The organism is Nevskia soli, assembly GCF_903970205.1.
Classification (GTDB): Bacteria; Acidobacteriota; Terriglobia; order Bryobacterales; family Bryobacteraceae; genus Bog-113.
In genome coordinates this window covers 1-21,629 of record NZ_CAJCHS010000344.1, presented here as the reverse complement: position 1 = coordinate 21,629, position 21,629 = coordinate 1, and the positions used below count along the sequence as shown (strand labels likewise).

At 59.4% G+C, this 21,629-nt stretch carries 24 protein-coding genes; 12 read left to right on the top strand and 12 right to left on the bottom strand.

The genetic code is table 11. The features are described from left to right. Window positions 1-53: 53 nt before the first annotated feature. The 5 genes from H1Y01_RS15160 to H1Y01_RS15140 form a co-directional block, all read right to left on the bottom strand. Window positions 54-632, bottom strand: coding sequence for a DUF1579 domain-containing protein (locus H1Y01_RS15160; RefSeq protein WP_257644463.1), 579 nt, complete (start codon window positions 630-632; stop codon window positions 54-56). Window positions 633-717: 85 nt separating this feature from the next. Beyond that, window positions 718-984, bottom strand: a complete 267-nt coding sequence (locus tag H1Y01_RS15155) for a helix-hairpin-helix domain-containing protein (protein ID WP_180541352.1) — start codon at window positions 982-984, stop codon at window positions 718-720. A 19-nt stretch (window positions 985-1,003) separates the two neighbouring features. Then, window positions 1,004-2,044, bottom strand: a complete 1,041-nt coding sequence (locus tag H1Y01_RS15150) for a sugar kinase (protein WP_180541351.1) — start codon at window positions 2,042-2,044, stop codon at window positions 1,004-1,006. 18 nt (window positions 2,045-2,062) lie between these two features. Continuing rightward, window positions 2,063-3,139, bottom strand: a complete 1,077-nt coding sequence (locus tag H1Y01_RS15145) for a hypothetical protein (protein ID WP_180541350.1) — start codon at window positions 3,137-3,139, stop codon at window positions 2,063-2,065. Then, window positions 3,136-3,990, bottom strand: coding sequence for a fumarylacetoacetate hydrolase family protein (locus H1Y01_RS15140; protein WP_180541349.1), 855 nt, complete (start codon window positions 3,988-3,990; stop codon window positions 3,136-3,138). The genes H1Y01_RS15145 and H1Y01_RS15140 overlap by 4 nt, the downstream gene beginning before the upstream one ends. A gap of 183 nt (window positions 3,991-4,173) precedes the next feature. Between H1Y01_RS15140 and H1Y01_RS15135 the strand changes: the two genes are divergently transcribed. Beyond that, complete coding sequence (locus H1Y01_RS15135; protein ID WP_180541348.1) at window positions 4,174-5,565, top strand: DUF362 domain-containing protein; 1,392 nt, start codon at window positions 4,174-4,176, stop codon at window positions 5,563-5,565. Between the two features lie 368 nt (window positions 5,566-5,933). Here H1Y01_RS15135 and H1Y01_RS15130 read toward each other — a convergent pair whose 3' ends face one another. Continuing rightward, the gene (locus tag H1Y01_RS15130) at window positions 5,934-6,689 is read right to left on the bottom strand and encodes an ABC transporter ATP-binding protein (protein ID WP_180541347.1); all 756 of its coding nucleotides are present in this window, start codon (window positions 6,687-6,689) and stop codon (window positions 5,934-5,936) included. 35 nt (window positions 6,690-6,724) lie between these two features. Continuing rightward, window positions 6,725-8,848 carry a tetratricopeptide repeat protein gene (locus H1Y01_RS15125; RefSeq protein ID WP_180541346.1) on the bottom strand — a complete coding sequence of 708 codons (2,124 nt, stop codon included), beginning with the start codon at window positions 8,846-8,848 and terminating at the stop codon, window positions 6,725-6,727. A gap of 132 nt (window positions 8,849-8,980) precedes the next feature. Here H1Y01_RS15125 and miaA point away from each other — a divergent pair, with 132 nt between their 5' ends. Beyond that, complete coding sequence (gene miaA, locus H1Y01_RS15120) at window positions 8,981-9,913, top strand: tRNA (adenosine(37)-N6)-dimethylallyltransferase MiaA (RefSeq protein ID WP_219341578.1); 933 nt, start codon at window positions 8,981-8,983, stop codon at window positions 9,911-9,913. Window positions 9,914-9,923: 10 nt separating this feature from the next. Continuing rightward, complete coding sequence (locus H1Y01_RS15115) at window positions 9,924-11,126, top strand: tetratricopeptide repeat protein (RefSeq protein WP_180541344.1); 1,203 nt, start codon at window positions 9,924-9,926, stop codon at window positions 11,124-11,126. 4 nt (window positions 11,127-11,130) lie between these two features. Here the strand turns inward: H1Y01_RS15115 and H1Y01_RS15110 are convergent, their stop codons facing one another. Further along, entirely contained in the window at window positions 11,131-11,520 is a 390-nt protein-coding gene (locus tag H1Y01_RS15110; protein WP_180541343.1) for a hypothetical protein, read from the bottom strand. 33 nt (window positions 11,521-11,553) lie between these two features. Here H1Y01_RS15110 and H1Y01_RS15105 point away from each other — a divergent pair, with 33 nt between their 5' ends. From H1Y01_RS15105 to H1Y01_RS15095, 3 genes are read left to right on the top strand one after another with little or no spacing between them, the layout of a single operon-like run. Further along, entirely contained in the window at window positions 11,554-12,270 is a 717-nt protein-coding gene (locus H1Y01_RS15105) for a peptidylprolyl isomerase (RefSeq protein ID WP_180541342.1), read from the top strand. Between the two features lie 9 nt (window positions 12,271-12,279). Further along, window positions 12,280-12,510, top strand: a complete 231-nt coding sequence (locus H1Y01_RS15100) for a hypothetical protein (RefSeq protein ID WP_180541341.1) — start codon at window positions 12,280-12,282, stop codon at window positions 12,508-12,510. A 6-nt stretch (window positions 12,511-12,516) separates the two neighbouring features. Then, window positions 12,517-13,071 (top strand): zeta toxin family protein, encoded by a 555-nt coding sequence (locus H1Y01_RS15095; protein WP_180541340.1) that lies wholly within the window; start codon window positions 12,517-12,519, stop codon window positions 13,069-13,071. 178 nt (window positions 13,072-13,249) lie between these two features. On the opposite strand, the gene H1Y01_RS15090 is transcribed toward H1Y01_RS15095, so the two are convergent. Genes H1Y01_RS15090 through H1Y01_RS15080 form a run of 3 tightly spaced genes read right to left on the bottom strand, consistent with a single transcriptional unit; the run spans window position 13,250 to window position 16,283 of the window. Then, window positions 13,250-14,371, bottom strand: coding sequence for a hypothetical protein (locus H1Y01_RS15090; RefSeq protein WP_180541339.1), 1,122 nt, complete (start codon window positions 14,369-14,371; stop codon window positions 13,250-13,252). 38 nt (window positions 14,372-14,409) lie between these two features. Then, complete coding sequence (locus tag H1Y01_RS15085; RefSeq protein WP_180541338.1) at window positions 14,410-15,468, bottom strand: SGNH/GDSL hydrolase family protein; 1,059 nt, start codon at window positions 15,466-15,468, stop codon at window positions 14,410-14,412. Then, window positions 15,465-16,283, bottom strand: a complete 819-nt coding sequence (locus tag H1Y01_RS15080; protein ID WP_180541337.1) for a DUF3108 domain-containing protein — start codon at window positions 16,281-16,283, stop codon at window positions 15,465-15,467. Before H1Y01_RS15080 ends, H1Y01_RS15085 begins: the two co-directional genes overlap by 4 nt. Before the next feature lie 35 nt (window positions 16,284-16,318). Here H1Y01_RS15080 and H1Y01_RS15075 point away from each other — a divergent pair, with 35 nt between their 5' ends. The 6 genes from H1Y01_RS15075 (at window position 16,319) to rnhA (ending at window position 21,099) form a co-directional block, all read left to right on the top strand. Further along, window positions 16,319-17,755, top strand: a complete 1,437-nt coding sequence (locus tag H1Y01_RS15075) for a deoxyribodipyrimidine photo-lyase (protein ID WP_180541336.1) — start codon at window positions 16,319-16,321, stop codon at window positions 17,753-17,755. Further along, a complete protein-coding gene (locus H1Y01_RS15070) occupies window positions 17,752-18,660 on the top strand; it encodes a TIGR01777 family oxidoreductase (RefSeq protein WP_180541335.1) in 909 nt (302 codons plus the stop codon). Before H1Y01_RS15075 ends, H1Y01_RS15070 begins: the two co-directional genes overlap by 4 nt. Further along, window positions 18,657-19,025 carry a sirohydrochlorin chelatase gene (locus tag H1Y01_RS15065; protein WP_180541334.1) on the top strand — a complete coding sequence of 123 codons (369 nt, stop codon included), beginning with the start codon at window positions 18,657-18,659 and terminating at the stop codon, window positions 19,023-19,025. Before H1Y01_RS15070 ends, H1Y01_RS15065 begins: the two co-directional genes overlap by 4 nt. Continuing rightward, window positions 19,022-19,732: a ferredoxin--NADP reductase gene (locus tag H1Y01_RS15060; protein WP_180541333.1), complete on the top strand. Its 711-nt coding sequence runs from the start codon at window positions 19,022-19,024 to the stop codon at window positions 19,730-19,732. The genes H1Y01_RS15065 and H1Y01_RS15060 overlap by 4 nt, the downstream gene beginning before the upstream one ends. Before the next feature lie 29 nt (window positions 19,733-19,761). Beyond that, window positions 19,762-20,445 (top strand): ArsR/SmtB family transcription factor, encoded by a 684-nt coding sequence (locus H1Y01_RS15055; RefSeq protein ID WP_180541332.1) that lies wholly within the window; start codon window positions 19,762-19,764, stop codon window positions 20,443-20,445. Window positions 20,446-20,526: 81 nt separating this feature from the next. Next, a complete protein-coding gene (gene rnhA, locus H1Y01_RS15050) occupies window positions 20,527-21,099 on the top strand; it encodes a ribonuclease HI (protein WP_180541331.1) in 573 nt (190 codons plus the stop codon). A gap of 180 nt (window positions 21,100-21,279) precedes the next feature. On the opposite strand, the gene H1Y01_RS20120 is transcribed toward rnhA, so the two are convergent. Further along, window positions 21,280-21,555 carry a type II toxin-antitoxin system RelE/ParE family toxin gene (locus H1Y01_RS20120; RefSeq protein WP_180541330.1) on the bottom strand — a complete coding sequence of 92 codons (276 nt, stop codon included), beginning with the start codon at window positions 21,553-21,555 and terminating at the stop codon, window positions 21,280-21,282. Between the last annotated feature and the right edge of the window lie 74 nt (window positions 21,556-21,629).

Here is a 21,629-nt window from a genome sequence, read left to right as displayed (position 1 = left end):
TGACAGTTAAGTTCCGGTTGCCTGTTAGCTTGGAACTAATGACTGAACGCCCGTCATTGCTTCGATTGCGACTTCGCTGGCTTGGTGGCAGTGACGCGAGTCTCTTTCCCGCTCACGAACACCTTCATGGAGCTTTCGCTTTCGCCCGACTCGTCGGTGTATTCGTAGGAGTCGGCTGAAACAAACTTCATGATGTACCGGGTGTGATACATCTTCCCGCCAAAATTGCTCTCCCCAAGCCAAGTCCATACGTCGCCGCTCACCGTACCAGTCTTGTTTTCTACTCCTCCTGAACTGTCGACTGCGTGGTACAGGTATGTCTTGGACGTGGGATCGTAGTAGACGAAGGAAGCTTCCGTGTATTTCCTTCCGGGTCGATAGAGTGCTGCCTCGCATATCACAGCGAAGCCGCCTGCCGTCCATCTGCAATCGTCAGTGCCACTGAACTTCGTCGCCGGCGAGTTCGGCCCCATTGCCCCGGCTTTCACTTCGTCTTCGACGGTGAACTTGCCGACCATTACTGCCAGCTTCTTCACTTCCGGGCCAGGCGTTGTCGGAGACTGCGCACGAGCCACGATCACGTTCGAAGCGCATCCCAACGCAAATGAGAGCAACGTTGTGAGAGAACGCATTGGACTCTCCTTTCAGGGATGCCACGCATGCTAGCACAAAACGCTGCTCCCGGTTTCAACTCCGTAGGGAGTTTACAGGTCGTCTTTACAGCACGTTCGCTTTCCGCCTTCGCGACCAATACCACCAGTTCCTCTTTTCATCCGATAGACGCGGATTCTTGGCCTGAGCCACGGCGCAGCGAAACGTATCCAGAACGCACGGGTCCTGCCGCGTCCCCGACAAGTGGTTGAGCCGCTCATACAACTCCAGCCCATCCTCTTCCGCAAGCTGCTGGACGCTGCGAACATTCAGCAGCTCGAAGTCCTTCAACATGGCCGGCCCGATCCCTTGCAGGTCTCGAAGCTGCCGCACCGTTCGTTGTCTTACTGCACTAGCGCTGGACACGTCCTGAGGTATCTCCCTTCATCAAGTTCCTGACTTCATCGGCGGTGAACCGGGAAAAATCGCCCGGAATCGAGTGCTTGAGGCACGAGAGCGCGACCGCGAACTCGAGCGCCTCGCGATGCGATTCGAGGGCCAGCAGGCCGTAGATCAGCCCGCCGGCGAAGGCGTCGCCGCCTCCCACGCGGTCCACGATATGCGTGATCTCGTACTTGCGACTCAACAGAAATTCCTTCCCGTCATGCAGGCACGCCGACCACCCATTGTGCGACGCGCTGTGGCTTTCGCGCAAGGTGATCGCAACATTTGACAGCCCCGGATAGTCGTTCAGAACGCGTTCGGCGAGCCCGCGATAGACATCCGCGTCCAAATGTCCGGAGTGAACATCCGATGCGGCCGCAATTCCGAGCGCCGCCTGAATGTCCTCCTCGTTCGCGATCAGCGTGTCGGTGAACGGAACGAGCAACGGCATGACTTCGGCAGCGGTCTTGCCCCACTTCCATAAGTTCTTGCGGTAATTCAGATCGCACGAGACGTGCAGGCCGGCGGCTTTCGCGGCCTTCACCGATTCAATCGCCAGGTCTGCGCACGACGCGCTGAGTGCCGGCGTAATTCCCGTGATATGGAACCAGCTTGCTCCATCGAATGCGCGCGTCCAATCGACGGCACCCGGCCCCGCTAGAGAGATCGCCGAGTAATCGCGGTCATAGACCACTTTCGATGGCCGCTGATTCGCGCCGCTCTCGACGTAATAAACGCCCATGCGGCCCTTGGCGCGCACGATGTCGCCGGTGCCAACACCGAACCCGCGCAGTTGATAAATCAGCGCGTCCGCGATCGGATTCGCCGTCGGCAAGACCGTCACGAACGAAGACGGCCACCCCAGAGTCTGCACGGCCACCGCGACATTGGCTTCGCCGCCGCCGAAAGTCGCGACGAACGTGCCGGTCTGCAGGATGCGTTCAAAACCCGGCGGCGCCAGACGCAGCATGATCTCGCCGAAAGTGACAACGCGTTTGGGAACGTTCATGGCTCGATCCTTGCTCGCTTAGGGTGTGACGGGCGCAACGGCTTCAACCGCGAAGCTGGCATCCAGGCCCGGAACGCTTTCAAACGGAATCTCCAGCACCGCTGTCAACGACGGATCCACGAACTCCGGTTCAACCTTGCGCGTTTGCGCGGCGATCGATGGCGAGAGCGGGTAAACGTCGATCTCCGCCGCCTTCTTCAGGTTCGTGCCAAACCCCTCGAGCACATGGTCCAACCGCTTGAACGCGAGGCGCGCGTCGTCATCATTGAAACCATACGCGACTTGGGTTCCGGTGAAGACCGCTCGCCCGGCGTTCAACGCAACCACGCCCGGAGCATTTCCCGCGACGGCGCCCGCGCGGGCTATAGCCTCGCATGCCACCGATTGAGGCGACGCCGCGCGCTGCGCCTGCACGACACTCGACGTAGCTCCAGGGAACCGATCCGCAATGATGTTGGTGACGCGCGATGCTTCCTCCAGGCGGGTGAGGAAGCAGGTGACCTCCAGGACTTCGCCATGGCCGGCTAACGCCGCCGCGATATCGGCAATCGACTGGTCGGCTAACTCGGAGAGACGCTGCCCGGGCCGTTCCGCCTCGCGCTTGCGAAGCCCGGTGAACAGGAGCCCGTTCGGGTTGACGTCGCGCTTCGCTTCGGATATCGATTCGAGCGCGACCTGCGCTCCTTCCACGGGAAGTCCTCCGCCCAGGACTACACTAACGGCCGGCAGCTGCTGGTGTTTCTTCTCGCCCAGAATTTCGCCGACCAATTGCGGGATGCGCCGCAGATCGCCCGCGCCAACTACAAACGCGCGGATCTTGACAATCTGCATCCCCTCGTTCTGCCGCAGAAGGTCATGCAGCGCGTCTTTCGTCTGTTGCGAGAGCAGTCCACGCCCGCTCAGCGGCGACGTATGGAACACCAGACGGCGCGTATTTGCCGCCACGGCCGCAGGCGGTTCCGGCGGCGCCGCCAGCGTCTGCGTGATTTCGTCTTTCTTTTTCTTGCCGGCCAGCACGTTAACCGCAAACACGGAAACGCACAGACAGCAGAACGCCAGCAGCGCCGCAATTCTGCTCCAACGGCGGCGTTTCACTGCTCGGCCACCACCGGATTCCGCAACTCCCCCAAACCCTCAATGGCCACTGTTACATTGTCTCCTGCCCGCAGCCAGCGCGGGGGTTTCCGCGCCATGCCGACCCCCGGCGGAGTTCCGGTTGCGATCACGTCGCCCTCTTCCAGGGTGAACACGCTCGACAAGTATGCGATCAGTTCCGGGATGCGGAAGATCAGCTCGCGCGTGTTCGAATCCTGCATCTGCTCGCCGTCGATCGTGCAGCCGATTCGTAAGTTGTGCGGATCGGCGATTTCGTTCTTCGAGACGATCCACGGCCCCATCGGAGCGAACGTATCGAACGTTTTGCCGATCGTCCATTGCGACGTCGCCAGTTGAAAATCGCGCGCGCTCACGTCATTGAAGTTCATATATCCGAACACGTGGTCGAGCGCGTTTTCCGCGGCGATGTGGCGGCCGCCTTTGCCGATCACTACCGCGAGTTCGGCTTCGTAGTCCGGCTTCTCGGAATTGCGAGGCAGCACGATCGGCTCGCCGGGTCCAATGACGACGTTGGGAAACTTGCTGAAGACCACAGGAATCGTCGGGATCGGGCTGTTGGTTTCGATGGCGTGATCGCGGTAATTCAACCCGATGCAGATGATCTTCGGCGGCCTCGGAATAGGCGCGAGCAGTTTGACCTGAGAGAGCGGAAACACCGCGTCGTCGGGTGGCTTGGATAACAGAACTTCGAGACGGAGTGCAGCTTCGGGACCGGCTTCGAGGAACGAAAGGACGGTGGGAAAACCGGAGCTCTTGAGGCTGACGACCTCGTCGCCCGTAATCGCCCCGGCATGGGCATGTAAATCGTGCTGAAACGTGGCTAGCTTCATCGGCAGCCGTAGTGTAGCAAGGAGCCTAGCAAGAGAGGCTAGCAAGAGAGCCTAGCACGAGGCTACCCAGCGGCGATAGAGAGAAAGAGAACCAAGTCGCGCGTTCCCCACATCCGCTGTACGCGATAACCGCGCTTAAAAGTCCTACACTTTAGAAAGAAGTATAAGGAGCTCCGTAGCCCCGTGACAAATCTAGCCGAAAGCAGTCTTACTCGCCGGAGGCTAATCTCTACTCTCGCCGCCGGTACCGCGGCGACATTCCTCGCCAGACGCGCGCAAGCCGTCCACGCTCGATCAGGCGCCCCGTATCACGTCGGTATCGCGACCGGCTTTACAACAAGTGCAACCGATGGATACGCTGCCGCCCAGGCCGCCATCGCATCTCTACCCGCGGGCGAATTCCCCAATGTAAGCGGATTGCCGGTTGTTATCAAAGTGAATCTCGTGATCCAACAACTGTATACGACCGGAACTACAACCGATCCGAACGTCTGTCAGGCGGTCGTCGATCTATGTATCCAGAATGGAGCCACACAGATTTACATCGTGGAGGCCGCCCAGTTTTCCGCAACCGGTCAACAAGACGGCGCGCCGCCCTTTGCCTATTGCGGCTACACGGCCATGTTTGCCAGTTATCCGAATGTCACCTTAGTCGATCTTGACCAGGACCCCGAGACACTGACTCCCGTTCTGAACGGATATGTGTACCGGAACATCTGGCTGCCGCACACGCTGCTCACACCAAACGCGGTATTCATATCGTGCTCAGCGATGAAGACTCATACCTGGGCTACGGTGACAATGACCTGTAAGAACTACTTCGGACTCTTTCTTCCAACGCAATATGACGTTATAGGACAAGTCCCCAGATCGAACCCGCATGAGCTTTCCGTCGCCGAGGCAGTTACCGATATCCACAGAGTCGTGCCACTGCATTTTTCCGTGATTGCCGGAATTTATGGGATGCAGGGTAACGGCCCGATTTACGGTTCGCCGGTCAATGCCGGCGTGGTATTAGCCGGAAAGAACCCGGTTGCGGTTGACCGGATGTGCATGCAAATGATGCTCGGTACCGTCAAGTATCATGCAACGCATCTCGATTTCATGGCAGTGGCCGGAATGGGTCCGAGCGCCCAGCAAGTCTCCACGCAGGTGATCACACACGGCGACGCGCCGGAGAACCTGAACTTTATCGGACCGCATCTGTTGTGGCCGTACTCCGGAATTCCGAGCCTAAGCGCCTCGTCGGTACCGATGGGCGCCGGCTTAACGATAACTTATCAGTGGCCTCAGGCCGCTAACGGACGAGTTGAGATCATTCAGGACAACGAAGGCCTGGATGAGCGCCAGGTCGGACCCACCGATCGGGTTACGCAAATCAAGTTGATTTCCGATTGGGCGTCTTACACGACAAACGAGCTTTCGACTTTTACCTGGGGTGGCACTGCGAACAGCGGATCCCCCGCCGGAACCGGTGCCTACTTAGTTCGGATATCGGCGGGATTCAATGCGAACGATAGCACGCCGCAAAGTAGCCTGAATTTCGGCTCTAAGTTGTTTCAGGTTATTTCTTAGCCGGAGACACAGACGCTTGCGGTTGCTCCGGCCGTCGTCGAACTCCGCAAGCTACTCATAGAAAACTAGGATTTTACCTAGTGGCAATGCTGCTTTGTTTCCAGGTACACTCGTTTGAGAAATTTGGAAACGTGCTCGGAAATTGTACTGCGCGGAGACCTGCCCGTCCCAGCACTGTGAAACGTCGTCGCCATGAGCATGGTAGGCATCCGCCCAGTTATACCGGCAGATGTACGCGAACACGGGATCTCTGCCGACAGCGCGCGCCGAAAGAAGGGAAACCGGATCGCGCGGTGGATCGCTATACCCTGCCGCCGATGATTCCAGGCGAAACCGATGCCTCAGCGGCAAGTTCCCAGGGCAGCATCTTATGAATCACCAATCGCTATTGGATGATCGAATAGAGCGCTCAATACCTCGCTCCGCAAGATCTCGCGCCGCGAACCGTCCGCGTAAATGGCTCCGGAACGCATGAGGATAATGCGGCCGATTTCCGGAACCACGTCCGCGACGTGATGCGTGACCATGATGATCGCCGTGCCTTCCCGGATCAGGTCACGAACCAAGGTGCGCAATTCAGCTTGCGCACGGGGGTCCAGATGATTCGCCGGCTCATCCAGCAGCAAGGTTCCCGGCCGGTGCGCAAGCGCGCGGGCAATCTCGACGCGCCGCGCTTCGCCGGAAGATAGCTCGTCGATGTCTCGGTCCGCCAAATGCGAAGCGCGCGTGCGCTCGAGCGCTTCGTCCGCTGCCCGCCACATCGCCGCGGTCGGCTGCTGATGGTTCCACAGACCGACGCTGCCGAAAAAGCTGGAAACAACGAGCTCGCGTGCGGAAACCACGCCGGCCTTGGGCGGCAACAGATTGTTCTTAACGATCCCGATCAGCGCCCGCAGCTCTTCCAGGTTCCAAAGGTCGCGGCCGAGAATGCGGACTGCCGGTTCTTTACCTGATTCTTTAGCTGGTTCGTTACCTGATTCTTTAGCGGCCAGCGGATAAAACTCGCGCAAAATAGCGCCGATGAGCGTGCTCTTCCCGCATCCATTTGGACCCAGGATCGCGACACTTTCTCCGCGCGCGATCGTCAGGTTCAGGTTGGATAAAGCGGCATGCCGGCCGCGCATTACCGTCGCGCGGCGAAACTCGATAAGCGGGGTGTTCAGCGCACGTCGCCTGCACGCCCCTGACGGGCCACGCGGACGCGGGCGTCTTCCAGCTTACGTTGAACCTTGGCCATGTCGGCCGGATCGGTATCGGAATTCCCCGCCGCCTCGTCGTAGCTCTTTAACGACGATTGCCATTGCGCAATGGCTTCCTTGACCTTGCCTTCTTTCATGAGCACATCGCCGAGATGATCGTGAACCGTGGGGTCGTTCCCCATTCGTTCGAGCGCCAGGCGAAGATTGCTCTCGGCGTTGTCCAGCAGATTCTGGCGATAGTAAACCCAGCCCAGACTATCGAGATACGCGCCGTTTTGCGGGTCGATTTCCAGTGCCTTCGAGATCAACTTTTGCGCTTCATCGAGGCGCTGGTCCCGATCCGCGAGCATGTATCCGAGGTAGTTCAAAGCACCCGCGTTATCCGGGTCATCTTTGATGATGGCGCGGAACGCCGCTTCCGCGCCGTCGAAATCCTTCATCTTTTCGAGCATCGCGCCGCGGGCGAACCGCACCGTAATCTTGTCGGAAGTCGTCGTACTCAATTGTTCGGCCTGGTCCAACAGGCGCTGCTCATCGGTGAAGCGCTTGGCCTTCTCGAGCAGCTGCGCATCCGCCAGTAGAAGCTCGCGATCGTTCTTGCCGTCTTTCAAACCATCGATTTCGTTGATCGCTCGATCGACCTGCCCCCCATCGGCCAGCAACGTCGCGTGCTCGATGACTACCAGGCGATCCTTGGGGTACTTCTTCATCGCCGCATCCGACTCACGGCGCGCCGCTGCCATGTCCTTCATCTGCCGGTAGGTTTCAATCGTCAAATACTCGGCGCGAGGACCATTTTCGCTATCGTCCGGGCTGATATCGCGGTAAGCCGCAATGGCCTGCTGGTACTTTCCAGAGGAACGGTACAGATTCCCGAGGCGTTCGATAAGCCGGTCACGCTGCGCGCGTTCCGCCGTGTTGTACTCCGGCTTCGTGGACGAATCGATGATGCTCTTCATCGCCTTGATGGCATCATCCGTCTTGCCTTCGGCGTCGAGCAGCGCCACTTCGTCGTACTTCACTTCCAGGTTGTCCGGATCCGCTTCGTGCGCCTTGGTCCACGCCGCCCGCGATTTTGGAATTTCATGCTGCTGGAGATATAGCTCGGAGAGCCGCAACTGCACGACAGCGTCATGCGGATCTTCGGCAACGAGAGCCTCGTAGAGCTTGCGTGCTTCGGCCAGGCGATCGGAGAAGAGAAGATCCTGCGCCAGAGCACGGCGCCAGCGATCGTTGTCCGGCGCCAACTCGAGCGCGCCCTGCCACGCGTTGGCGGCATCCCCGTAGTCGTTCGACTGCTCATAAAGTTGCGCGAGCGTGACCAGCGTACGCGGCGTCGGGTTCTCGTCCGAGGAACGTTTCAGCAGGTCAATCGCTTGTTTGGTATCGCCGCGCTCGGAATAAATGCCCGCCAGACCGGTGAGCGCTTCGTCGTTATCCGACTCTTTCGCGATCACTGCTTTGAAGCTCTTCTCGGCATTCGCGGTGTCGTGGTTCAGCCGATACAGGCGCGCGAGCAATAGCGCACTCTCGGTATCGTCCGGATCTTTCTGCGCGATGATCGCGTATTGCTCGATCGAACGCTGCAACATCTTTTCGTCGATCTTGCCCTGCTGGCCTTGCGGATCGCCAATCAGCCGGGTGTAGACGCGGCCGAGCACACGATGGGCGCCGAGATCGTCCGGGTTCCGCTTCAGAAGGTCTTCCGCCTCGGTCACCGCCTTGTTGAGTTGACCGGACTGGATGTAAAGATCGGTCAACTCCTCGGTGATGAAGCTAACCGACGGGTCCTGTTTCAGCGCCAGCCGGTAAAAGTCGATGGCCTTGTTGACATAGTCCTGCCGGTTATACGCCTGGGCCATTTCCGCATAGAGGTGGCCCATGGAGAAGTTGTAATATGCGGAAGCGCGATCGGTGGCCGCGTTCTTTTCAGTCGCCGCGGCTTGTTTCGGCGCGGCTTGTCCCGATGGCGCGGCCGGATCCTGAGCGGGCTTGTTCTGCGCGCAAAGAGGCGAAGCCGCGATACCAACCGCAAGGGTGGCGGGAATGCTGACTTGCCATAGCGAACGCAACAAACTGATCATTGGAGTGAGTTCTTATCTTTCCCCGCCCGTCAAGGCCAGCGGGCAGCATAAAGCGAGGTTACTAGTCAGTATAACGCCGAATTCGAGCAATCCCGGTGCCGTTCTGTACCTGTTCGTCAAAGAGGAATGGTTGTGAGATACCGGCCGCTGGTCGCGGTCTGCGGCCCGACCGGATCCGGGAAAAGCGCGCTCGCGATCAAACTGGCGCGGCAATTCGGCGGGGAAATCGTCAACTGCGATTCCATGCAGGTCTATCGCGGGTTCGACATCGGGACAGCGAAACTCCCTATTCCCGAGCGCGGCGGCATTCAGCACTGCTTGATAGATGTTGCGGAACCGGCGAAAGGTTTCACGGCGGGGGATTTTGCCCGGCTCGGGCGCGACGCGGTTCGGGAAATTTCGGAACGCGGTAACCTGCCGATTCTTTGCGGAGGCACGGGATTTTACCTGCGCGCGCTGGTCGACGGTCTCTCGCCCGCTCCGCCTCGCGACGAATCGCTACGCGCGGCACTGACTGCCGCGGAACGACGCCGCTCCGGCGTCCTGCATCGCTGGCTGCGGCGTTTTGACCCCGTGTCTGCCGCGCGCATTCACCCCAACGATGCGCCGAAGCTCATTCGCGCGATCGAAATCCGGACTCTCTCATCGCGCAACGCTTCCTCACAACAACCACCTGAAAAGCTCGAAGGTTATGAAGTGTTAAAGATCGGATTGTTCCCTCCTCGCGGGGCACTTTACGCAGCGCTCGACCAGCGCTGCGAACAGATGTTCGACGGCGGGCTGCTTCCTGAAATTCGAAGTTTGCTCGACGCTGGCGTGCCTCAATCGGCGAAGCCGTTCGAATCGCTCGGCTACAAAGAAGGGCTGGCGTTTCTCAGCGGCGCTCTTTCTCGCGAAGCAGCACTGGAGCAGATGAAGCGCGACACGCGCCGTTATGCGAAACGGCAGGTCACGTGGTTTCGGCACGAACCCGGCATCGCGCGCATCGAGGGATTCGGGACAGACCGCGACGCAGAGGAAGCGGCCATGCGGTTGGTCGCTCGATTGTTAGACCCCGATTGTTAAGCTTGAAGTAGTGCAGTTCCGTCCTTCCCGGCTTTGGCTTCCCCTCGCCATCGGGATCCTCACAACAGCCGTTTTGCCGGCCGCCGATACCGTTGCGACGCTGCCGTTCTTCAACCAGACCACCAACCCGAATCTGGACTGGATCGGCGAGAGCGTCGCGGAAAACTTGCGCGAATCGCTGGCCGGGGCCGGCATTCTGGCGTTATCGCGTGAGGATCGCGTCGAGGTCTACCGCCGCCTTGCCGTGCGGTCCGGCGTCGTACTGACGCGAGCGACGGTTTTGCGGATCGGAGAATCGCTGGACGCCGGCCAGATTCTGTTCGGCCACTACGAACTGGCGCCCGCGCCGGCGGGGGATACTAACGGCGACACCAAATCGCGCGGCACTCTGAAGCTGACCGTGAATATCATCGATGCCAAGAATCTGCGCACCGGGCCGCAGTTCTTCGAGTCCGGGCCGCTCGAAGATCTAAGTTTGCTGGAATCGCGCCTGGCCTGGCAGTGTGTGTACTACCTGCGTCCGCACTCCGCGCCTCCGCAGGCGGACTTCCTGAAAGCCCGTCCGCCGGTGCGTGTCGAAGCGGTCGAAGGTTATATCCGGGGACTCCTGGCCGAGTCTCCCGAAGCCAAGCAGAAACTGTTTACGCAGTCGGCGCAGATCGATCCGCAGTACAGCGAACCTGCTTTCCAACTGGGCCGGATGTCTTTCGACAAGAAAAGCTATAAGACCGCGATTGACTGGTTCCGGAAGGTGGCGCCCTCCGATTCCCATTTCCACGAAGCGCAATTCCTGCTGGGGCTTTGCCGTTACTACAACAACGAAATGGACGACGCGGTGAAAGTGCTGCAAGCCGTCGCCGCCGAAGTGCCGCTCAACGAAGTGTTTAACGATCTGGGCGCGGCGCAGCTTCGTACCAATCGGCCGGAAGCCATCGAGAACTTCAAGAAGGCGCTGGAAGGCGATCAGGCCGATCCCGATTACTGGTTCAACCTCGGGTACGCGCAGTGGAAAGCCGGTCAGGTTGCCGATGCGGCCAAGAGCTTTCGGGAAGTGCTGGCACGCGTGCCGGACGATGCCGAAGCCCGCGCGTTGCTCGCCCGTTGCGAGAAGGGCGATTTGCCGCACACCGGCGAGACGTTGACCGCGGAGCGCATCAAGCGCACCTTTGAGGAGACGGTGTACCTGCAGTTGCAGGCGGAGCTAAAGAAGTAAGTCGTTAGTGCTGCCGCGTCAGCGTGACTTTCGCTGTAATCGGCTGGACGTCGATCGAGCCTTTCATCTCACCCGAAAGTTGGTCGCCGGCAACGTGCAGCGTAAACACCATCGGTCCGTTCGTTTCTTCGTTCGCCGCCTCAAAGGTCAGTAGATCGCCGGCCACTTTCGCCTTTTGAATAGGGACCGAAGGCTCGCCTTCGCGCCCAATACTTCCGGTGATCGCGCCTGCGTCGGATACGGCGAACTCGACCGAGACAGGTGTCGGAATGTCCGCGCCGCTACCCGCGTCATGAACGTCGATCGTGCCGGTCCATTTTCCGGCCACGTTGACGGCCGGAGCGGCCCACACGACAGCCGCTAGCATGACTAGCGCCGGAACCCGAAGCTTCATAGACGAACAGTATAATGCTAGTTCCGATCACTTATGCGTAAGCTATCTCTCTTTCTTCTTGTTTCTACGCTTGCCTTCGCGCAATCTAGCTCGACTTCGACCAAATCCTCGACCAAAACGGGCGCGGCGCACCGGGCTGCGGCGCCGGTGGATCCAACCCAGACATTCCCCTCGGAACCGGGTCTGTACGCCGCCTTCAACACCACCCAGGGCCGCATCGTTTGCAAACTGTTCGAGAAGGAAGCGCCGATTACCGTCAAGAACTTCGTTGCACTGGCGACCGGCAAGAAGCCTTGGACCGATCCGAAGACGGGCAAGCAGGTGATGCGTCCGTACTATAACGGAATCACCTTTCATCGCGTGATTCCGGGCTTCATGATTCAGGGCGGCGACCCGACCGGCACGGGAATGGGCAACGGCGGCGTGGCGACGATCCCCGACGAGTTCGATCCCAGCCTGACCTTCGAGCAAAACGGCCGCCTTGCCATGGCCAACACCGGCCAGCCGCACACCGGCGCGACGCAATTCTTCATCACCGATGGCATGCCGACTTACCTGAACGGCAAGCATACGATTTTCGGGCAAGTGGTGACGGGTCAGGACGTGGTCACGAAGATCACGCAGGTTCCCCGCGATTCGAACGACAAACCCGATACGCCGGTAGTGATCACGAGTGTTGTGATTCGACGCGTTGGACCGGCTCCGGCGACCGCTACACCCACTCATAAAACCGCGCCGAAAAAGAGCTAGGCTAGAGTTATGATCTACGACATCATGAGCGACGAGTTCGACGAGGCGGTCCGGCAGGCCGGACACCGCGCTTTCCTGGCGACGCTTGCGGCGGGATTACCTGTGTTCTACCGCGACCATGACGGTTTATATGTGATGCAGCAACCGGATGGTCGAAAGTTCGAAATCCGCTGGATCCCCGGCGCTCCTTCCGGAAGCAACTACGAAGTTATTCGTGAATTGACTGCGGCCGCGGCCTAGGTAACGTTGCCAACCCTGACATTGGTCGCGGGGCCAAACGGATCGGGTAAGTCGACGCTCACCGAATCCGTGGAACTCCGCGGGCGCGGCCTGCTGGTCGACCCGGATGCGGTTGCGCGCGAGATGAATCCCTCGAACCCGCAAAGCGTCGCCATCGCGGCCGGAAGAGAAGTGTTGAGGCGTATTGAAGAGTATTTCATGCATGGCGAGAGCTTCGCGGTGGAAACAACCCTTTCGAGCCACGCCAGCATTGCTCTGATTGACGATGCCCGCTCGCGAGGTTACGAGACTCACCTCATCTTCGTCGCGCTCGATACTCCCGAGGAAAACATTGTGCGTGTACGCTCGCGGGCCCAACACGGAGGACACTTCATTCCAGATGTAGATGTACGGCGCAGATACTCCCGGAGCCTCGCTAACCTGAAACTCGCAATCCCCAAAGTTGATGTCGCCAAGGTTTACGACAACTCCGGCGAGGCCCACGAACTCGTACTGACCGCGCGGAATGGAATAGTTGTACACCGCGCTGTAGAGTTGCCGCAGTGGCTGCAAGGTTTATGAGATCAACTTACGTATGAGTTCGGACCCTGGCGTAAGAGGTCTGAGGATGGCCGCCGCCTGATGCTCCCGAGCACTGAGAGCAGAATCATCTCCGTCCCGGACCTTCACGCGCGTTTCTGTCCCCTCTTCCCGCCTTTCGCGTCTTTTCCGCTTGGCGTCAATGCCAGCCTAGAGCACTTTACTTCGGAGCGGCCGGAGTAGGCGGCGTTTCTTCCTTAGTCTTCGCATCATCGAGCGCTTTGTCGTCCACGTCGTAACTAATCGCGGAATCCGCGCTGAACTTACGATAGGATCGGAACTCCGTCACGTTCTTCATCGCGACCTCGGCATCGCTCATGTGCATCTCGGCCTTCAGCGGAAGAATATAACTTCCCGTGCCGACCTGCGCACTGTCGTAGTCCACAATCGTTGTCGCGGAACGCACCGGGAACGAAGGCGGAATATTCACCGCTTCGGAAGTAATTCGTGAAATTGTGTGTGTCTTCTTATCGACGTGAATCTCGCCTTTGTAAGCTGTGACCACTCGTTCCTTGTGAGCCCAGTCGATCGAGAACTTCGAGTGTTCCTGGTCAATCGCATAGGTGAACACGTAAGTAATATTGCCGCGGAGCTTACCCCAGCGCTCAAAGTGAAATTCCGCTTCTGAATTGGGATCGAAGATCTCGCGCATCATGCTGCCGAACTCTCCGGTCGAAATCGCCCCATCTAACTGCTCCAGCGACTTATTCGAAACCAACGTATTATTGACCAGCTTCACTTCGTAATTCTCGTGGCCTTCCACGTAGGAAACTTTGGTGATCACCGTACTGTCGGTGATCCAGGAATCGCGATGCCGCGGGTCCTGGTAGCGGCGCGTCACTTGCGAGCACAGAAAGTCCGGCAGGCGGCTGGTGTAATTCATCGCGTAGTCGCTCATATCGCGGATGATCTGCTGCTCTTCTTCATACGAGGGCGGGGGACCGCCCACAGGACCCGCGGGTTTCGCGGCGGCGGCAGCGCTGGCCGGTTGCGGAGGCGGCGTGAGACTCGCGGATGCCGTCGCCAGGCTCTTCAGCGCGGCCACCGTCTTCGGGCCGGCGCCCTGGCCTTCCAGCGTCTCGATCGTATCCTGATCCAGCTTCTCCGTCAGCTTCATGTGCGCCAGATATTGAGCGACCTCTTTATCGCCGAACTTCTGCTTCACGGAGGAACGAACGAATTCCTCGAGCTGCTTCACGGTCATCGTTTGATCGGCCGGCAGCTGGTTGACGAAGAGCACGCTGCAGAGCGCCAACATCACGCTGATAAATCGGGACATCATTCTTATTTTAGGCGTTTGAAAGTCCGGCAGCGTTACGGCTAAAACACATGTACCCGGCGGCGGCGCTCGGTCTCCACAGGTGTGGTGCTGCGGCCCAGCGCGCCATCGATCGCGCTGATCGCGACGGGCGCCATCAGCCGGTAACCCTGCGAGTTCGGATGCAGCCCGTCATCCGCCAGATCGCCTTGCAGGTAGCCGCCGGGCCCGCGCAGCTTCGCGGAATAATCCACGTAAGTTGCGCCGGTCTGCTTGCAGTACTGCTCGATCCAGCTATTCAGCTGCTGGATGGTTTGGATCGGCCGTTCCGTCCGCGCTTCACTCACCGGCAGCACGGAAGCGATCAGCACTTTGATCTGGTGTTCGCGGGCCAGTTCGGCCATCAGGATCAGGTCGTCCTCGATAATGTCGATCGGCGTTCCGCGCGCGATGTCGTTGGTCCCCGCCAGGATCAGAAGGGCGCGCGGATGCAGGTCGATTACGTCCGTCTTCATGCGCGCCAGCATCTGGCTTGTGATCTGCCCGCTGATGCCCCGGTTTACGAAATCGCGTCCGGTGAAGTACTCGTTCAGATGCCAGAAGTCGGTAATGGAGTCGCCCATGAAGACGACCCGCGGGTTCACGCCGGGCGCCGACATCCGGGCGTTTTCGTCGGCATAGCGCCTCACGTCATCCGGGTCGGGCGCGCCTAGCTGGGCCTCCTTGGCCGCGATCAAGCCAGTGAAGTGCGCTTCCAGGCGCGCGAAGTCGGAACGAAGCTCGGCGAACTGCTGTTGCGACGCCGGTTCGAACGGATACGGTTTCGGGGTGGCATCCGCGATCGCCAGAAACTCGCGAGTCTCGCGTACGAGCTGGGCGGTCAGCGGGGCGTTCGTGCGCTGCCTTTGCAAAGCGGTGAGCGTGTTTTTCGTCGTGGCGAGCAGCGAGGCAGTCGCCACGTGCAGATCCGCAATCGAAGCGGCGGTCGATTCCATCAGCTGCTCGATGTTCGTGAAGAGCTTCAGAGCATCATCCGGCGACAGAACCGCATCCTGTATGGAAGCCAACGCGGTTATGGAAGCCAGCGCGGTCGCCGCGAGGAGCGCAAACGCCGGTTTCACGAATGCGTTTCCTTCTCAAGCCGCAGCGTGATCGTGCCGATGGTAAATTGCAGGCGGATTTGAATTTGCACCGGAAGGTGCCGGGCGTCATCTGTCAACCAGATATGCAGATGGCCCGGCCGGTTATAAAGCTGATTGTCGAACGCAAAAACTTCGTAGCGGATCGTCTTCTGCGTGCCGGACGGAACCTTGATCTCCTCGCGAGCTTTGGCCTCGATTTTAAGAGACACGCTCTTCTTACCGTTCGCGACAGGAATGGTGGTGGTTTTTCCCGGCTCCAGATTCATGGAACGCAAGGCGTATAGCGCGCCGATAATATCGTGAACGCACGGCGGAATATCGATTTGTTTCTTCAAAACCGCGTTACTCTTCAGGTCTTTCTCGAAGTAGTCGGCGCGCTTGGAGTTAGCATCGTAAGTGACTTTCGTGTCCCGGCTGCGGCTGCCCTCGCGCGCCGCCATATAGGTGCTGGTGGCGCACAGGCCGCCCGTCATCTGCGTCGTGTAATCGTCCGACACGTAGAACAATCGCGACACCAGGCCAACGGATTGAATGTGAAGCTTAGCTTCCCAGCCGCTCTTCAGTGCGGGCGATTCATACCAGTCCACCTTGGCGTGCCCGGCGTTGATCAGCCGCCATTCGACCGCGTAATCCAGCGTTTCGTGGCTGGGTGTGGTAGGCCGCGCGTCGCGAGAGAGGGAAGCCGTTTGCGCAGTGTCTAAAGCGGTATCTGAAGCGCTGTCTGAACCCGCGGCGCACGTACATCCGGCGATCACCGCCAGCACGACGCTTCGTAGCGTCTTCGAATTCAGCATGAAAGGCTCAGTCTATCAATGGTTTGGGTTCTGAAATGGTAAGCGATGCGCAGGTCGAAAACGACAGGGTGGTCAAACAGAATGACGTTCCGTTGAACGAGAAAGCCGATTACGTTCTCTACTGGTCCCAAATGAACCGGCGGGCGCACTTCAATCACGCCCTGGATTATGCAATTGAACTAGCAAACCAGCTGGACCTGCCCGTCTTGTTTTACGAGGGACTTACATGCACGTACCGGCAGGCGAACGATCGTCTGCACACGTTTGTCATCGAAGCGGTACCCGGAACCGGGAAAGCGCTGAAGGAGCGCGGGATCGGCTATGCTTTCTATCTTCGCCGCAAGCGCTCGGACGCCAACGACATCGTCTACCGCCTGTCCGAACGCGCTGCCGCCGTGGTCACCGATGATTACCCGACGTTCATCGCAGCCGAGCATAACGCGCGCGTCCCCGCCAGGATCAACCGCGCTTTCTTCACGGTCGACTCAAGCTGCATTGTCCCGATGAACCGATTCCAGAAACATGAATACGCGGCCTATACCATTCGTCCCAAAATCACCAAGCTGCTGCCCGAGTTCCTGCATCCCGCGCCCGAGCTAAAGCCGAAGCGGGCCTGGCGCGGCAAACCCCCGGACTTCCATGTCAAGGTGACGCCAGGGAATATCGCTGAACTGGTAGCCTCCTGCGAGGTTGACCACAGCGTTCCGCCTTCGACCGCCTTTCGCGGCGGGAGCGATTCGGCCAGCGCGCGGTTGCGCCTCTTCCTGACCCAGCACCTCAAAGACTACGCGGACGCGCGCAACGAACCGAGCACGAATGCGACATCCAATCTCAGCCCCTATCTGCATTTCGGGCAAATCTCATCCCTTGAGATTGCTTTGCAAACCAGGGAATACGCGCGCGCCCACCGCCTCAACGCCGATGCATTCCTCGAAGAGCTGATCGTCCGCCGCGAGCTCGCCTTCAACTACGCGCGCTTTGCGACGGACCTTGAAGGCTTCGGCGACCTTCCCGAATGGGCCCGGAAAACGATGCGTGAGCACGCCAGGGACGAGCGGGATCCGGTCTATTCACCCCAACAACTCGAGCAAGCGCAAACCTACGACGCGCTGTGGAACGCCACGCAAAAGGAACTGCTGCTGCGCGGCAAAATGCACGGCTACTATCGCATGTACTGGGGTAAGAAAATCATCGAATGGACGCGGACGTACGCGGACGCGCTCCAGCTGATGATCCACCTGCATGACCGCTATGCGCTCGACGGCCGCGATCCGAACACCTACACAAATATCCTCTGGTGCTTTGGGCTGCACGACCGTCCGTGGTTCCAGCGGCCCATCTTCGGCGTGCTGCGCTATCTCTCGATCGGCGGCATGGAACGCAAAACCGACACCAAGGCGTACATCGAACAGATCAACGCCATCGCTGCGAGGGGAACTGATCCCCTGTCGCTCGCTACAGTTGAAAGATGAACATCGTCGTTAGCGGCGGTACCGGTTTTATCGGATCGCGATTGCGGCCCGCCCTCGAAGCGGCGGGTCACACCGTGCGCGTGTGGAGCCGCTCGGGTCAGGATGGAAGCCTGAAGTGGGACCCTGTGTCGGGCATTCCGCCTGAGGGAAGTCTCGACGGCGTGGACGCTGTCGTGTATCTCTCGGGGGAGAGCGTTGCCAAGAGATGGAACGACGAGCTGAAGAAGAAAATCCGCGATAGCCGCGTGAAGGGCGTAGGCCATCTGATCGACGGCATCAGCGCGGCAGCGCACAAGCCGCGCGTTCTGGTTTGCTCATCCGCCACCGGCTATTACGGGGATCGAGGCGAAGAAGAACTGGTGGAAACGTCCGCACCGGGCGACAGCTTTCTGGCGGGAGTTTGCCAGGAATGGGAGCGCGCGGCGGATCGCGCCATGGAGATCGGACTTCGCGTCGTCAAGATTCGGACCGGCGTCGTGCTCGGTTCGGGCGGCGGAGCGGTGGATCGCCTCGTGTCCGCGTTCAAGAGTAAGATGGGCGGCAAACTGGGATCGGGCAAGCAATGGATGCCTTGGATTCACATGAGCGATAGTGTCGGCATCTATAAGTTCGCCGTGGAGAACGAGGTTTCCGGAGTATTGAACGGGACCGCGCCGCATCCCGCCCGCAATGAGGCCCTGACCGAGGCGTTGGGGCAAGTGATGGGAGAGCCTACTAAAATGACCGTACCTGAGTTCGCGCTCAAGATGATGTTCGGCGAGATGAGTGAAGTGCTCCTGGGAAGCCAGAAAGTGCTGCCCGAGGCGACTCTGAAAAGCGGCTACGAATTCCGCTACACGGACGTGAAATCGGCCTTGCAGGACGCGGTGCATCCCGCGGCGAATGACGCGGTGCATCCCGCATGACCGGATACGTCATCTTCGCCCACGGGTCTTCCGTGGAATCCGCCAATGACGCGGTTCGCGCGGTCGCCGCGCAGGCTTCCGCCGATGGCGGCTTTGCATTGTATGAGACGGCGTTTCTGGATGGCGGCCGTCCCCTGCTGCCCGACGCGATCGCCGCGGTTGCCTCACGCGGCGCGGACGACGTCGTGGTGGTTCCTTACTTCCTGACGCTGGGCTTGCACCTGCAGCGCGATCTTCCGGAACTGGTGGACATCGCGCGCCAGAAGTACCCCGGGCTATCGATTCGCGTCGCTCCACCGCTCGACGGCCATCCCGCGCTGAGCGCCATCCTGGTGGACCGTGCCCGCGAGGCGCCCGCGCCATGACTCCCGGGGCCCACGCCGCGCACCGGGCTCGCCTCCTTAGTTCTCGTGAGCTCGCTCCCAACACGCGGAATTTCGTGTTCGAAATCGCGGATGTCGAGACGTTCGGATTCGTGCCGGGCCAGTTCATTTCGCTCACTGCCGAAATCAACGGCAAGCCGATCACCCGCGCGTATTCGATCGCCTCCGTCCCGCAAGCCAACCGCGTCGAGTTCTGCCTCAATTTAGTCGAGGAAGGCTTCATGAGCCCGCTGCTCTTCGCCATGCAGCCGGGGGACGAAATCGAAGCCAAAGGCCCGTATGGCGGATTCATTTTTCGCCAGCCCGCGCACACCATTTGCGTCGCAACGGGCACCGGAATCGCACCGTTCCGCGGCATGTTGCTACAGCGGCTTGCCGAAGATCCCGCGCATGAGTATAAGTTGATCTTCGGCGTACGGCACGAGCATGGCTTACTGTATCGGGACGAATTTGAGGATCTCGCGCGCGCCCATGCGAACTTCAGCTTTCTTCCTACCCTGACGCGTCCGACAGATGTCTGGATGGGACGCAATGGCCGCGTGCAACAGCACGTTCTGGACGCGATCGGTGAGCGCCGCGATTTTGTGATCTATATCTGCGGCCTCAAAGAGATGGTTGACGATGTTCGCGGCCGCCTGCGCGAGCTTGGTTTCGATCGGAAGCAGATCGTGTACGAGAAGTACGACTGAACATGCCATACTTCGTTTACGAGCGAAGTATGAAAGATAGCTACGAGAGTGACGCAGCCGTTTCCGGTATAGCCGCGGCGATCGGTGAGCCGGCGCGAGCCCGCATTCTATATTCCCTGATGGATGGTCGCGCCCGGACCAGTACCGAACTGGCCATCGTGGCGGACGTGAGTGCGTCAACGGCCAGCGCGCATTTGAAGCGGTTAGAAGAAGAGCATCTTATAACGATCCTTGTACAAGGCAAGCGCCGCTACCATAGTCTGACCGGGCCGGACGTCGCGAGCGTTCTTGAAGGACTAAGAGTTCTGGCCGGTGTTCCCTATAAGCCGTTTGTATCCAGCGCACCCCGCCCGTTATGCGCCGCCCGCACTTGTTATGACCACATAGCCGGGACACTTGGAGTTATGCTTCACGATCGTTTCCACGAACTGCGATGGCTGACGAAAACCTACGATCTGACGGCAGCGGGATCGACCGGATTTGAAAGCTTCGGTATCGATATCGAACAGACCCGAAGCCGGCGGCGTCGATTCGCATGCGCATGTCTGGACTGGAGTGAACGGCGCCCCCATATCGGCGGGGCGCTTGGCGCCGCGATCTTATCCGCTGCACTTAAGAGAAGATGGGTAAGTCAGGAGCTTGATACTCGGGCGCTTTCTCTAACTACTCGCGGACGCCGGGAAATCTTATCCTTTTTCGGACTTGCAATTTAAACGGTCCGTGCCACAACACGTTCTTAGTTACCGAGCCGTGACGGCGACGGAGCGGTTACTACAACCTCCGGCTAGCCTAAGATGAAAAAGGCTTCTTTAATCACAGACGGATCGTGCCTGGGCAATCCTGGTCCGGGTGGCTGGGCTTGCATTCTACGATTCGGCGCGGTCAAGAAGGAGCTTTTCGGTTACGACCCCGGTACCACTAACAACCGAATGGAACTGATGGCGGCGATCCAAGGCCTTCTCGCGTTCAAAGAGCCGTGCGAAGTGGAGGTTACAACGGATTCCGAGTACGTTCTGCGAGGAATCACCGTGTGGGTCGTGCACTGGAAACGGCGCCACTGGTGGAAGAAGTCCCACCCCGTTCGCAACGTCGACCTTTGGATCGAATTGGACGAGCTAGTTGGAATTCACAGAACAAACTGGGTGTGGGCCAAGGGTCACGCCGCGCATGAAGATAACAACCGGTGTGACTGGCTGGCTCAGAACGCGGCACGCACGCAGACCAGTTCCTGGCCCGACGGCTCGATGCACGGGCCGCTCCGGTTGAACCTAGGCCGCGACTATCTTCCGCCGAAGCCGCAAGCGACCTTATCCGGTAACTCCGGTCTGTTCAACGAAGAAGAAGATGATGGCAGCAGCCCTGACTAATTACGCTGGATTTCCGGGCCGTTACCGCTCCGTCACCGTCGCGGCTCTGTTACCCGTGTCCCCGAACGAACATAATGGAGCTGGTGCTGCGGAAATTCAATCTTCAAATGCCTTTGACGGCGGGCTGAACGGAAGTACCTAATTGAGCAGCACTATCGAAAAGCTCGTCGCAGTAAGGCATCAAGGCCGATCCTGCGCGGCGTGATAGATTCGCAAGACTTCGATTGCCTCATCGCCGACGCGATACACGGCGACATAAGGCATCGGGGGAAACAGTATCTCGCGGGTTCCTGGCTCACCTCCCGGTCGGCCGCGGCGCGGCGACCGTTTCAAGCCCGTGATCGCCCGATACAAATTACGCAAGGTAGTATCTCGATAATGCGGATGGCGATCTTTAAGGTAATCGCTAATGCCCTGCAAGTCCGCTGCGGCGGCCGGCGTCCAGCGGATGCGCATGCTTCACGAGCGCAACATCTGCTCTAAGCGTGCGTCCATCTCTTCTTCCTCAATGAACTCGCCCTTGTTGGCCT

Bases quoted from the DNA above. Each gene is read 5' to 3' on its own strand.
- H1Y01_RS15160 (WP_257644463.1), bottom strand. From the start codon at position 632: ATGCGTTCTCTCACAACGTTGCTCTCATTTGCGTTGGGATGCGCTTCG.
- H1Y01_RS15150 (WP_180541351.1), bottom strand. From the start codon at position 2,044: ATGAACGTTCCCAAACGCGTTGTCACTTTCGGCGAGATCATGCTGCGT.
- H1Y01_RS15140 (WP_180541349.1), bottom strand. From the start codon at position 3,990: ATGAAGCTAGCCACGTTTCAGCACGATTTACATGCCCATGCCGGGGCG.
- H1Y01_RS15130 (WP_180541347.1), bottom strand. From the start codon at position 6,689: ATGCGCGGCCGGCATGCCGCTTTATCCAACCTGAACCTGACGATCGCG.
- H1Y01_RS15125 (WP_180541346.1), bottom strand. From the start codon at position 8,848: ATGATCAGTTTGTTGCGTTCGCTATGGCAAGTCAGCATTCCCGCCACC.
- H1Y01_RS15110 (WP_180541343.1), bottom strand. From the start codon at position 11,520: ATGAAGCTTCGGGTTCCGGCGCTAGTCATGCTAGCGGCTGTCGTGTGG.
- H1Y01_RS15105 (WP_180541342.1), top strand. From the start codon at position 11,554: ATGCGTAAGCTATCTCTCTTTCTTCTTGTTTCTACGCTTGCCTTCGCG.
- H1Y01_RS15100 (WP_180541341.1), top strand. From the start codon at position 12,280: ATGATCTACGACATCATGAGCGACGAGTTCGACGAGGCGGTCCGGCAG.
- H1Y01_RS15090 (WP_180541339.1), bottom strand. From the start codon at position 14,371: ATGATGTCCCGATTTATCAGCGTGATGTTGGCGCTCTGCAGCGTGCTC.
- H1Y01_RS15080 (WP_180541337.1), bottom strand. From the start codon at position 16,283: ATGCTGAATTCGAAGACGCTACGAAGCGTCGTGCTGGCGGTGATCGCC.
- H1Y01_RS15075 (WP_180541336.1), top strand. From the start codon at position 16,319: ATGGTAAGCGATGCGCAGGTCGAAAACGACAGGGTGGTCAAACAGAAT.
- H1Y01_RS15070 (WP_180541335.1), top strand. From the start codon at position 17,752: ATGAACATCGTCGTTAGCGGCGGTACCGGTTTTATCGGATCGCGATTG.
- H1Y01_RS15065 (WP_180541334.1), top strand. From the start codon at position 18,657: ATGACCGGATACGTCATCTTCGCCCACGGGTCTTCCGTGGAATCCGCC.
- H1Y01_RS15060 (WP_180541333.1), top strand. From the start codon at position 19,022: ATGACTCCCGGGGCCCACGCCGCGCACCGGGCTCGCCTCCTTAGTTCT.
- H1Y01_RS15055 (WP_180541332.1), top strand. From the start codon at position 19,762: ATGAAAGATAGCTACGAGAGTGACGCAGCCGTTTCCGGTATAGCCGCG.
- rnhA (WP_180541331.1), top strand. From the start codon at position 20,527: ATGAAAAAGGCTTCTTTAATCACAGACGGATCGTGCCTGGGCAATCCT.
- H1Y01_RS20120 (WP_180541330.1), bottom strand. From the start codon at position 21,555: ATGCGCATCCGCTGGACGCCGGCCGCCGCAGCGGACTTGCAGGGCATT.